This is a genomic window from Corynebacterium suranareeae, from assembly GCF_002355155.1.
GTDB classification, from domain to species: domain Bacteria; phylum Actinomycetota; class Actinomycetes; order Mycobacteriales; family Mycobacteriaceae; genus Corynebacterium; species Corynebacterium suranareeae.
This window is the reverse complement of record NZ_AP017369.1, coordinates 2,023,700-2,036,122: the sequence shown is the minus strand read 5'-3', so window position 1 is coordinate 2,036,122 and position 12,423 is coordinate 2,023,700. Positions and strand designations below refer to the sequence as shown.

Genomic DNA, 12,423 nt, shown 5'->3' with positions numbered 1-12,423 from the left:
GGCGGGCATTTGTATAGCAATAATCAACAGAAAGGCAAGGACAATGGCGTTATTTGGTTCAAGCAAACGCGACTATGACAATGTGTCTGGTGGCAAGACCTTTAAAGGTGGTGGGACCAAAGATCTGAAACAGACTGATCGCACATTTGATCAGCTGCGAAAACAGCGGGTAACAGATAAAGCCCGCAACCGCGATGTGCATAATGAGCAGCAATTAGCACGTGGTGAAATTGGAGAAATGCGCTCACCAATGTGGGTTGAGGTGGGCGCTGCAATTTTGGGTGTGTTTGTACTGATCGTGATGTGGTTGGTCTGGGGCGGCATCGGGCTTTTGGTCCAGACAATGATGAATACTAGCTCACCCTATGATGAAGAGCTTTTCGATGAGCTTGGTGTGAGGCCCTATTACGTTGCCGTCGAACAGCAAATTGGCACCAGTAGTGCTCACACCACGTGCTACCAACCGCTTGATGAATTTGGCAATAATTTTGGTGACTGTACACGTAGCGTGCCTAAAGAGCCAGTGTGGTACGCCGATTATGTAGCTAGTGTGTTCGCAGAACATGGCTTTGATGCACCAGAACCTATTGATAATTCGGTGGGTAGCTGGCTGTTATTTGGGCACACCAGTCTTATTCGGGTGATGTTTGTGATTGCTATTGCAACAGGTGTGTATGCGATGTCACGTGCAGCTATGATGCGTCAGTTAGAGACTCAGAATGTTGCTGTGGACACCACGGATATTAACCAGCACACTAATGACGCGCGTTTGGCTATTCCGCAGGAGATTGTGCGCGATTTGAGCTTGTTCCCTGATGTCGGTGCACACTCACCAGTCCAGCCCTCAAGCATGATTTCTCATGTGATGTTGTCGAATAAGGGTTTGAAAAAGGTGGATGTGACACAGTTTGCGCAGGAGACAATTATCGACAACGACACCGGTGAAATTGTCTCCGAAAAGGGTGAGGTGCTCTATGACAATGCAGGACAGCCGGTGACTAAGAGTTTGCCGATGATTGACAACGAATTTAGTCACTCGATTTTTGATAAGTCAGACGTGCCGAACCTTCCTGAGCTGCGACGGTTTTTTAATCCGACAACGATTGAATGGAACCCTGGCGGTAGTAATCGCGACAAGACTGGTAAGCAGGATACTGTTGCGCAGCACATCAATGAGGATTGGGAATTCCCCGATTATGAGCCGCAGCGACCAGCTGGCGCCTATGTCGTCGATGAGGCTCCGGTGAACACGTTGGTGCTGGCTATGACTCGTGCAGGTAAGGGTCAGACCTACATTGAGCCAATGATCGACATGTGGACACGGGAAACTCGACCGAACAATATGTGTATCAACGACCCTAAAGGCGAGTTGCTGAAGAAAAATTATGTTCGGATGTCTAAGCGCGGTTTTCAGGTTGTTCAGTTTAACCTGATTAACAACCTGAAAACTGATATTTATAACCCGTTGGGATTAGCAGCCGAAGCAGCTCGCGAAGGTAACGGGATGAAGTGCGCAACCTATGTGGAAAATATCGCAGAGGTGTTCTTTCCGGTGGACGGTGCCGATGATCCGGTATGGCCGAATGCGGCCAACAATGCCTTCAAGCGTGCAGCCTATGGTCTTATCGACTTCTATTTGGAAGAGGAGCGCGAGATGCGCAAGCAGGCTGCAGCTGAGAATTGGGATGCCAAAGTCCTCGATACACGTATTGATCAGATGTGGGGCAAAGTAACGCTCTACAACTGCTACCAGCTCTTTGTGCAGCTTTCGGCAAAGAAGCTGAAGAACCCCGTTGAGCGGCTTAATGAACGTGCACGTGCCGGTGAATTCGGTAACTTAGAGACTGATGAAAATGCAGCCATGATGTTCCAGGATGCTGTGACAGAGGCCGAAGAGAACGAAATGTTTCTGTGGGAGGGTGAGAAAGAAAAAGACATGCTCACCTTGTTCTTTAGTGCCACAGACGGTCTGCCAAAGTCCAGTGTTCGTACTTTGGTAGGCAACGCAGATAAGGCCCTGAAAGCAATGGGTGGCGCTGAAAAAATGATCGCGTCGGTCTACGGTATCGCGATTACAGCGATGTCCTTCTTTACAGACCCCACAATTTCAACGTTAACCTCAGGCACACTAAGTCAGAATGTTGACTTGGCCGGATTGTCGTTTCCACGGCGCATGGGTGTTCGTTTTGCAGCCCCCTATGTGAAGCGCTACAACTTGGTTGGATCACAGGTGAAATGGGATGCCTACAGTGACGCCAAGTTCACCAAGCCGTTGGGTAAGAATTTTGTTCATGATGACACGTTGTCGGTTGAGGGTTGGGCGCGGTTTTATATTAAGGATTCGTTCCCGAGTAATACTGCGTACTTGCGTTTGCGGATTCTCAACGGCACTTCTGGCACTTTGATCAAGACGTTGTTCTTCAAGTTCACCAAGGGCTACCAAACGAACCTTAAAGGCCGTGCGTTTATTACTGATCCGGTGACCGATGAGAAGATCATTAAGAATGGTCTGCTGATTGAGCTGGTGAAAAACGATGCTGGTGACTTTGTTCCAGGGCATGTGCAGTTTAAGACGAAGAAACTGAATCTTAACCAGCTCACGCAGGAGCAGATCAATATGCCTGGTCACGACATGATCAAGCAGGTTGATGCGATGGTTGATGCGGTGTCGGCTCTGAGTGTGCGGTATTCGGAGAAGCCTAAGGCAGTGTTTTTCGTAACGCCTCCGCATCTTATGAAATATGCGAAGTTGATTTTGATTCTTATCAAACAGCTAGTGGATCTGAATTTTGACTCGTCGTATATGACACGCGAGAACCAGAAGCCGGATTATAAGACTCGGTTCATGTTGGATGAGTTGGGAAATTTGCAATCGGAAGGGCACGGAATCGCAGGGTTTGAAACCATGCTTTCGATTGGTTTGGGTCAGGAACAGCAATTTACGTTGATCCTGCAGACACTGCAGCAATTGACGCAGGTGTATGGCGAAGCCTCAGACAAGATTCTCCAAGGTAATGCGCAGCCGTTGACGGCGAAGATCGCAACACCCGATGGATGGGTCACGATGGGCGAAGCAGAAGAGGGCATGAAGGTGCTTACCCCAAAGGGAACGGTCAGCGAGATTGACGGCGTGTTCCCACAAGGTGAGCGGGACGTGTTCACAGTGACACGTAAAGATGGCTCAACCACAGAGGCGTGTGATGAGCATTTGTGGGAAGTGATTGTGGTTCCTGCCGAGCAGGATGCAGCAAGCGCAGCATAATGAGTTGAAACAGAACAACCCCCTGATGATTATCCTCAGGGGGTTGTTTTCGTTGTATACAATCAAGCAACATTTTTAACCCACCGGGTTTTGCCGGCATCGTAGATTCTGTACAGCTCGTTGTTGAGCGCTGCTTCGTGCTCTGTCCAAGATTCGTTCCACAGCAACGCTGGGTCGTCTCTAAATCGCTTGCGTTGGAAGCTTTCTTTGGGTGTTCGGCGCCAACCTGTTGCGCCACCGACATAGCGATAATCCGGTGCAAGCTGTTGCTCAGCAGTAAAGCCGGCAGCTCGATACAAACCACCGTCAGAGACATCTGCTGCAGAAAACGAGATCCATTGTTTGAGCACTGTGCCGTGTTCGTTGAGTGTGTGTTCGGCAAACTTTAGCAGCCTAGTAAAACCGCCAGGGACGTTACCGAGTGTCGCATAGCGCTGGATCTCCCATGTGCCTTTTTTGCGATACATGCGGGCATTGTTTTTTGGTGAGCGCACCGATAGTAGTGCTCGAATGTCACCGTTGTTATCGCACAGGGCTAGATGCTTGGTGGCCGAGACAGCACCCTGAATATGGTTCCTGTTCAAGAATGCAGCAGCATGTGAACCAGAGACTGCAGTTGGTGTGAGTGTGCGGGCAAAGGCTGTGGTGGACACACGCGGGTCAGTGGTTTCTGCTGGTAGGACGGTGCCGAGATTATGGGTTGCATGAAGCTTGTGCGCGATCATGCGGATCACAATGTCGCGGCGAAGATTCCAGTCGTCCTCCCACACATGAATAAGCTGCACGCCGGCTTGTTCTGCGAGAGCCGATTTGTTCGCATGATAATGCTTATCTTTGAGGAAAAGCTCAGAGTGCCAGTACAGGCCGTTGAACTCGATAGCGAGATTTTTGGACGGTATGAGTACATCGGTTGATGGCGATGCACCTCGATTACCAGTACGCCCATTAATGAGCGCACCTTGCTGGACATCAGTGTTTGGGAGCAATGCTCGGATGACCTCAACAAGCTCGGCTTCTTTACGTGATGTCCCTGTATTTGCGCAGGTGGGGCAATCTGTCCCGCGAACTCGATCTTTCACTGTAGCGATCCACTGATGGTCATGATTTTTAGAACATTGCCATGTTAATTGCGTATGGGAGCCCCTACTGATGGTTGGGATAATAGTTGTGGCACTCATGCCGTTTGGTTGAGGGTCTGTGATTTGCTCGGCAAGTTTAGGGTGAGTGGTTGCAAGATCATTAAGTGTTGGTGCCACAGCTCGTTCGGAGCACACAGGACACTGGGTGTTCTGTCGTACACGCAAAATTGGTGAGGTTTTCCAGATAAATGGTGGCTCATGTTTGCAACAGATCCACTCAACAGGCTTGTTGTGGCCGGCTGTAAAGGTTGTCGCTGCAGATTGATCTACTAACTGCGCTGCAAGTTCGGGGTGGGTTGTTGCAAAGTCATTGTCACCGACTAAGACTGCTCGATTTGCGCAATAGGGACAACCCGAACTCGCAGATTTAGTACTCGTGCGATTATTTGGCGTAGCCAACCACTGGTGCTTGGGGTTTACTGCACACTGCCACAGTTGCTTTTTGCCAGAACCAGCAGAAATGGTGAGGGCAATATCTTGGTCAACCAGCTGCACAGCGAGATGTGGGTGAGTGGTGGCAAGGTCATTAAATCCAGCTAATACTCGCGTGCTGGCACAATATGGGCAGCGCGGGTTCTTCGCATTGGTTCGGTTATTCACCGAGGCTGTCCAGATATGATCAGCGTGCTCAGGGCATTGCCACTGGACCTTTTTGTTGGAGCCAGCGGTAAGAAGTTTGCCTAAATCAGGATCAAGAAGTTGTGCTGCAAGATGTGGGTGGGTATCAATAAGCATTGTTGGCATAGCTATATTTTACAATATGCTCAATTAGTTTCTGTGTCTGGAAACGGTGTTTATGGTGACTCCGGTGTCAGCGAGGGAAAAGGGGGCCGGGTGGGGTGAGTTGCTGCGGTGACCAGCTTATTTATTGTTTTCTGATTATTGTGTAGAAACTGTTGATATTTATATAGTGCTTGCGCGTTTTTATGATGCGCGCACAGTGATAGTGAGAGCACGTATAGATGTGCTTTTATTGAAACTGCTTTTACTTCACAGTTTCATTGACAGAGTTAATTACCGTTCCTAAAAGCGGGATGAATCTACTATTTTCGGGAACATTTACACAAGGAGAAAAAAGTCCAGTGACTAATACCAATAGAATTGAAGACCACTACCCCAAGGGTGGACGCGATAGAACCAAAGATGATCCCAGCAATATGCAAATTGCAGGAAGCATGTTACGCACATTATTCGTTCGCAAAATTAGATCGCTGTTGCTGTCTTTGATGATTGCGCCACTCCCATTGGCCGAAGGGCTAACTTCCAGTGCAATGATTATATCTTTAGTAATCCTGGTGATCTACATGGTGATAACAAAGTATAGAGTAGTGCACGGTCGCCATGAGTTCGCGCATATTGCACGTCGCATGGCGCTTTACGTCAGCAAGACTTCTTCTAGGCTCAGTGTTGCTATTGCTTATGCAGTACTATTTGTTATTTATGGGCTACTAATTCCTGGAGTTGTCTACTGTGTTGCATTTGGAGTCATCGTTCCAAACGCACCTGATGCGTCTAGTGGTACACCTGCTTGGATTACGTGTGTAGCGCTGCTGCTCATTGCAGTCGCCAGTTTCATCACATCAACCATGGATGACTTTATTGATGGCATACTCATTGATTTTCATGACGAAGATAAAGATGATAGCGATCTTGAAGAGCGCAGTGCTGATAGCCCCGATAGTCCTGCCGAGGATATAGCCACCCGTCCTGTCGAGAGTGCAACAACAACTGCTCTTGCTGGATTTGCTGTTGGTTATATTTGTGGGCGCTTTAATCGCTAACACTTAAAGCACTTCTCAACGCTTCTATCTACCAGCTGTGTAGATGGTTGTGGCGGAATCATTGTCAGCATAGCTATATTTTACAATATGCTCAATTAGTTTCTGCGTCTGGAAACGGTGCTTATGGTGATTCTGGGTGCGTTTGCGTAGAGCATAGTAAATCTTAAAAAATAAACTTAATTAAGTTAGTATATTAATTACTTGATTTAATTGAAGGGGTTTATAATATGACGCAGACAATTGCCGGCGAGCGCAGAATCGTCACCACGGCAGAGCTTCAAGCGATGCTGGCACGAGGGGATAGGGTGTTTCTACCTGGTGTCACAGCGCCGGCGCCAGAGATCTTAGACAACTTCGATCCAGCAGATCGGGCACGCCTCGATGTGCCGGCAGCAAACAACGAAATCGTCTCTGTAGAGTTCTCTCGTCGCGACACCGTGCAATGCATCAGCATTGCCGACCGTGACCATCTCTACATCACTGACGATATGATCCCGACCCACAACACGTCCAATATTATTTTCTTGAAATCCACAGACGAAACAATGATTAAGACGTTGGTGGACTGGTCAGGTGAACGGCATGTTGTACGCAGGAACTCAAAGACAGTGACCCGTGACTTGGCTCAGTTAGTTATGCGCACCGAGGGCAAAGTGTCGTATACGTCTGCAACTGAGAAAGAGCCGGTGGTGTCTTATAATGACCTAAATACTCTGCCATCGCAGAATGCCGTTGTTTTCCGTGCAGGTCAGTATCCGGTGTGGTCACGCAATGAAACGATTTGGCCGATGAGTTTCATGCTGTTTGCTAACCAGATTATCCAACCGGGTCGCGAATACTCGTTGCAGACTATCCCAACACTGTCGAGCGCCAATGAATTCGATGTGAATCAAAATGCACCGGACTTTATGGCGATGCTGGAAAAGCGTATGGCGCAGTCGATTCGTACTCAGCGTGCCGTCGATATTTACAAAAAGGCGACTGGGCTTGATGACTCAGATATTGCACGCCTGGATATGGATGTGTACTCGGCAGAAATCATGGACATCGTAGATACGATGATTGCGAAAGACGAGTACGATGACGCGCCAGATTATGATGAGGCTAATGAAGCTGTAATGAACGCACGTGACTTCATGGAATCAGAGTACGACGACTTTGATGATGATTTTGAAGACAGTTCACAAGGTTTTCCAGTCGCTACTGGCGTGAAGATTGAAAAGAAGTCTCTGGCAGAAGAAGCGGAGGTCAACGATGAGTTCATCCATGATCAGGAGAATGCAGAACATAAGCTCGCTGACATGCAGTTGAAGCGTTATGCCGAAGGCAAGGTGTCACGAGATATGCTGGTTGATCAATTCGACCGCATCCTGCAGGATTCACTCGAAGATGAGCTCACTGCCGCATATGATGAATGCGTCCATGCCTTTGCTCAAGATCCGAATTTCCGGGTGACTGCTAACAACGGCTTGGTTAATGCTGTCGATGGCACTGTGCTGATCGAAGCGTTGTCGCAGGAAGATATTGCACTTATGCGTGCCCAGGCAGGGGTGGAGCAGTCGCGTGTCTACGCTGAGGGGGAAGAGGCGCTATCTGGTACAGACGATGATCCGCTGTCTGCTATGGGTAAATATAAGACCACCCGAGCATTCCGCATGATGTTGGTGAAGCTTCCGCATTGGCGTGATCTTGCCCAAGGTCACTTTGATAAAGAAGTCGCGCGAGCCTTTAGGCGCATTGAAGGTGTTTAGTTGTAGTTGAGAGATAACAAACACCGCTGTGGAAAGTATTCCACAGCGGTGTTTGTGTGTTTTTGGTGATAGCGTGAGACTTAGTTGTCTACGCGCCAGAATTGACGTTGACCCGGCAGCTTAATGTTTGGGACCCAAATAGGATCGCTTGACCATGTAGGTTCACCTCTTTGCGCAGCAGCATCGTTAACACCTTCAATGCGGTACAGGATCAATAATGGGTGTGTGACTTCTTCACGGCTGAGTGCTTGGTCAGTAGGGGAGAGCAGGGCACCTGTACCCTGATTGACCTTACGGTTTGTTCGCAGCACTATACGCGCTGTGAGATGAGGTTGGTTGCGCTCAAAGTCAAGGAGTGCGGCTTTGAATGTAGCGAGATCGAGGTCGTTGGGGTCTACAGTAAAGGCGTTGAGAATGGTGATCATCGCCCGCATACCGATGGTGGAGTCCTCACCGTGCTTGTCCAAGTAGGCCAAGAGTTTGTTGTCGAGCGCTTCGAGATTCTTGATTTTAGGATCAGCAGCAAAGTAGTTGACACCACCGCTGAGTTTTCCAACTTTGCGTTTGTCGAGAACATTGCCACGAGTAGGTGCGACACCATCACCTAAAATGACTCGAATGTCGTTGATATGCGTGCCATGATCGAGCTGATTTTTAATAGCTTCGTTGCCGAGATAGACCTCTTGGAAGGTTTGAGCAATAGTGGCCGGCATGAACACGCGCATGGTGTCTTTGTGGCGTTTGTAGCCAAACATGCGGGCGTGCTGCCACAGGGTGTCTGCCTGTGGTCGCTTGGATTCGCGCACGTAGAAAACGGTTTGTAAGTTGTCGAATGTTAAGCCACGTCCAAGGGAGTTACCACCGATGACAATGTTGTAACCACTAGCCCAATCAGATTCGTCTGTCTTATTTTTGCTGTTAATGATGTAGGTGTTGAAATCCTTTTCCATGAATTTCACAACGCCAAGGGTGGTCTTTAATGACGGTGCCTCGGTATATGTTTGGCAGATTTGCTCATAGGACTGTCTTAAAGACTGTTGAATTTCGAGCTCATCAAAACGAGAGAATGTATCTGCGATAATTGCTTTCACATTGGTGCTGTAATCATCGTGCATTGCACCGGTGTGGCTGGGATGCACCAGCATGTTGCACAGGGTCTCACCGTTGATCTTGAACATCGCTGCTGTCAACATAAATGTGTGTACAGCGTCAATAAGGTGGCGATGCTCATCTTGTTCTGTGTTTGCGAATAGTCGGGTGTAGGGGCTAGGGAATTCGTTGAAAAATTGTGATCCACCGATGTATTTATCACCGGGAGCGAAATGCAGCGCTTGTTCGGCAGTCCAACCGCTTTCGATGGTTTGTAGAAGTACAGCCTGGGGTGTGCCTGTCACCTGAAGATAGACGCATCCAGTAGCAAGTTCACGGATGCTTCTGAGGTTGTCATTGATGGTGGATACTTCGTTTTTGTTTACTTTAGTGTTAAGGCTTGTTGCGTCCGCCTCATCATCAATGATGAGTACAGGGTTCCCACTAAGGGCTTGTGTTTGATCAAAAGTCTCTATCCACTTATCAAGCACAGCCGGGATTTTTCCTATGACGATGATTGACTTTTGAGGAATGGTTCGGTTTTGATTAGCTCGGAAGTCGTTAAAGTCATCTTTGTCGCACACTAGTACGTTGGAAAAAGACTGGAATACACGGTCATAGGTTTGTTGTACGAGACGAATATTAGGCGAGGTGAGAATGATAATTGTGTTGAAGTTTTTGTCTAAACAGTCAGCGACAATACCCAGCATGTGTGACGTTTTACCACTTTGGACATCACCGTAAAGAAGTACCTGCCGATCACCAAAATAATCGTAGTCCGCTAAAACTGTTTCGTTGAAAGCGTTGATAGTTTGTGTGACTTTGGTATTGAGGTCTGGATTGTCTTTGATGCTTTGAGTATAAATTTCAAGATGTGATGGTGCGCTCATACTAGTCCTGTTCAGTGTGGTGGATTGGCGTAATAGTGCTGAGATCGAATGACCAGACATTGTAGTCGGGGTGGTACTTCATTGTGAGATGGGATCGTCCAAATCGTTCGATGTTTTTTTCGGTGGCCGTTTCACCGAACTCAAGTGCACCGGCGTCGATAAGCCGTGACTTCATCCAGGCACCGAAGGTCTCAAGACTGCCAACACTTCGAAGATTTTTACCACCGTCACCGCTGGTCTTGCATTCAAAAGTCCATCCATCATCAGTGATGACTGTAAATGGCACTCCTTTTTGTGGGTATCCAGGCAGATCGCGATATTTCTCATCAACAATGAGCTCACCCTCATACCATTTGCGGGAAAGTCTTCGTCCGGTTTTTTGCATTCGCCCACCGTCACCGCCAAGGTGAGCGTTGAGGCTGCTTTTTGGGTGGGCTTTTAGCGGAAGATCAAAGGTGTATTGAGCAGGGCTAGACATGACTGCAACGACATGGGACGTTGACATTGGTGCAGCCCTGGACACGCCCCGCATCAGGGCGTTTTGATCAGCGACAATGGGGACGTGATATTCGTCGATGGGTACTTTAAGCGGCTCAACATCACGTTGAAGATGTTGGATGAGTTCGGTAGGCGCGGGGTCAAGCATGACACCGGTCTCGAAAGTTGATGCGTGGCCGGGAATGATGGCCGAGAGATTTGCACTGCCGATATATGCTTTTGGATCTGGCGCTGTGCGTTGGTGAAAAAGATAAATTTTACCGTGGTATCGCAGGCGAGGAAGTACGAAAACTCCGCCACGATTGTTGTTACTGAGGAACGTGTGTAATTCACGTGCGTAATGTAATTGCGGGGCAGTCATGCCTTCACAAGCGTGCATTCCACACGTGAGGTTGGCGGTGATGTTGGTCTTTTCTTCGAGAATATCGCGCAAATACCGCAGTGATTTCTCACTGATATAGCCCACCGTTATATCGAGATGATGCGTGTCTTTGAGTTCTTTATCAAAGAACTTATCCAACGGCTGCGTATCGTTAGGTCGATGCGCATTGAACACAACATTAACGGTGGGCTTCATATATCTACTTAATCAGCTTCCTGATCAGCCAGCGCGAGACGTTCCTTAATGGTGAGCGTCTGCAAGTACGCGTGCTGTTCCTCTAGATCGACGGGGGTGTAATTCCCGGTGTACAAGTTCATCAGTCGTTCACCCACAGCGTGCATACCCACAGGAGGGACCGCATTACCGATTTGGCGGCGGACTTCAGTGTTTGATCCCAAAAACTCAAAGTCATCGGGGAACGATTGAATTCTAGCCCGCTCGCGGTTGGTCAATGCTCGATTTTCCTCATAATGGTATCCCCATGTACCCCCGCCGCCACCGGCGATAAGGGTTTTGGACGGCTCATCACGGTGCAAGCGACGGTAAACGTGGCTAATCATGCCCTTGACGTAGAAAGGGTCATCCTTGGGGATAGCCGTGAAGTTCTCACCCTCAGGGATGCGCTTAAGCACTTCAATGGTGCGAGGCATGATCTTCATGTGGTTGTTGTTGAAGGGTACTTTTTCAACGTCTGTGAGCGCTTCGCCGGCAGTCTTATAAGGCATGTCACCGCGAGGGCCGTGGGTGGGGGCGGGGTGTTTGAAGTCAAAGCCAGTATCACGACGAATGCCGACAATGAGCACACGTTCACGGAATTGCGGGACACCGTACTCAGCGAAGTTGTACAGGCGGGGCTTGACGATGTAGCCAGGTTCTACAGCTTCGAGGTCTTCGATGATGGTCTTAATAGCCTTGTGTTGGTTCGCCGTAAGGAGTCCCTTGACGTTTTCTGCGATAAAGGCTTTAGGCTTTTTTGCTGCAACAAAATCACGAAAATTTTGGTATAGGGTGCCACGCTTGCCGTCGAGTCCGGGGCGCTTCCAAATCATGGAGAAATCCTGGCAGGGGAAACCACCTGTGACAAGATCGCCGTCAGGGATGGTGTCATCAGTAAATGGATCAATCTCAGTGATGTCACCGTGAACAATGTGGTCACCGATGTTGTGCCTATAGGTTTCGACTGCTTCTTTTGAGAAGTCGTTGGCCCAAATGGGGTCAAAGCCGACCTCTTGGAGGCCAAGATCAAGACCACCACAACCAGAAAATGTGGACACAATAGTGGGTTTTGTACTCATGAAAAATCTCGCAATGTTTTATCTTGTGCGTGTTTACCGTGTGTCTATTACACAGGTACCGATTGACACAGTTTATGCCAAGCCGCACATATTTGCCGCTTCTTGTTAGTTATCAGTGGTCAACAAGATTTTTCAGTGAATGTAGTGAACGAATGTGCGGCTCAAGATGGTGTCTTTTTAGGTGCCGTGGTGAACATGTCTTAGCTGAGAGAATCCTAATGCGCAAGGGCGGGTGAGTACAAATTTTTAGGCATAAGCGAGGTTGTCGGTGACCTGAAGACCTAAGTTTTCAACTTTAATTTTTAGTTCTAAAAGTACTTTAAAAACAATTAAGTT

General features: G+C 48.4%; 7 protein-coding genes. 3 read left to right on the top strand and 4 right to left on the bottom strand.

The window, feature by feature from the left end:
- The first annotated feature begins 43 nt into the window (after positions 1–43).
- A complete protein-coding gene (locus N24_RS16605) occupies positions 44–3,262 on the top strand; it encodes a type IV secretory system conjugative DNA transfer family protein (RefSeq protein WP_096456426.1) in 3,219 nt (1,072 codons plus the stop codon).
- Between the two features lie 62 nt (positions 3,263–3,324).
- Here N24_RS16605 and N24_RS09535 read toward each other — a convergent pair whose 3' ends face one another.
- Complete coding sequence (locus N24_RS09535) at positions 3,325–5,145, bottom strand: zinc-ribbon domain-containing protein (RefSeq protein WP_096456424.1); 1,821 nt, start codon at positions 5,143–5,145, stop codon at positions 3,325–3,327.
- 338 nt (positions 5,146–5,483) lie between these two features.
- On the opposite strand from N24_RS09535, the gene N24_RS09530 reads away from it, so the two are divergent.
- Both N24_RS09530 and N24_RS09525 read left to right on the top strand, forming a co-directional pair.
- The gene (locus N24_RS09530; protein ID WP_096456422.1) at positions 5,484–6,182 is read left to right on the top strand and encodes a G protein-coupled receptor family protein; all 699 of its coding nucleotides are present in this window, start codon (positions 5,484–5,486) and stop codon (positions 6,180–6,182) included.
- A 227-nt stretch (positions 6,183–6,409) separates the two neighbouring features.
- Positions 6,410–7,933, top strand: a complete 1,524-nt coding sequence (locus tag N24_RS09525) for a hypothetical protein (RefSeq protein ID WP_096456419.1) — start codon at positions 6,410–6,412, stop codon at positions 7,931–7,933.
- An 80-nt stretch (positions 7,934–8,013) separates the two neighbouring features.
- On the opposite strand, the gene N24_RS09520 is transcribed toward N24_RS09525, so the two are convergent.
- Genes N24_RS09520 through N24_RS09510 form a run of 3 tightly spaced genes read right to left on the bottom strand, consistent with a single transcriptional unit; the run spans position 8,014 to position 12,087 of the window.
- Positions 8,014–9,912 carry a Z1 domain-containing protein gene (locus tag N24_RS09520; RefSeq protein WP_096456417.1) on the bottom strand — a complete coding sequence of 633 codons (1,899 nt, stop codon included), beginning with the start codon at positions 9,910–9,912 and terminating at the stop codon, positions 8,014–8,016.
- 1 nt (position 9,913) lies between these two features.
- The gene (locus N24_RS09515; protein WP_096456415.1) at positions 9,914–10,987 is read right to left on the bottom strand and encodes a restriction endonuclease PLD domain-containing protein; all 1,074 of its coding nucleotides are present in this window, start codon (positions 10,985–10,987) and stop codon (positions 9,914–9,916) included.
- An 8-nt stretch (positions 10,988–10,995) separates the two neighbouring features.
- Positions 10,996–12,087 (bottom strand): DNA cytosine methyltransferase, encoded by a 1,092-nt coding sequence (locus N24_RS09510; protein ID WP_197702389.1) that lies wholly within the window; start codon positions 12,085–12,087, stop codon positions 10,996–10,998.
- Between the last annotated feature and the right edge of the window lie 336 nt (positions 12,088–12,423).

What these genes read in the sequence shown, in the direction of transcription:
- N24_RS16605 (WP_096456426.1), top strand. Translation starts at nt 44, where the DNA reads ATGGCGTTATTTGGTTCAAGCAAACGCGACTATGACAATGTGTCTGGT.
- N24_RS09535 (WP_096456424.1), bottom strand. Translation starts at nt 5,145, where the DNA reads ATGCCAACAATGCTTATTGATACCCACCCACATCTTGCAGCACAACTT.
- N24_RS09525 (WP_096456419.1), top strand. Translation starts at nt 6,410, where the DNA reads ATGACGCAGACAATTGCCGGCGAGCGCAGAATCGTCACCACGGCAGAG.
- N24_RS09520 (WP_096456417.1), bottom strand. Translation starts at nt 9,912, where the DNA reads ATGAGCGCACCATCACATCTTGAAATTTATACTCAAAGCATCAAAGAC.
- N24_RS09515 (WP_096456415.1), bottom strand. Translation starts at nt 10,987, where the DNA reads ATGAAGCCCACCGTTAATGTTGTGTTCAATGCGCATCGACCTAACGAT.
- N24_RS09510 (WP_197702389.1), bottom strand. Translation starts at nt 12,087, where the DNA reads ATGAGTACAAAACCCACTATTGTGTCCACATTTTCTGGTTGTGGTGGT.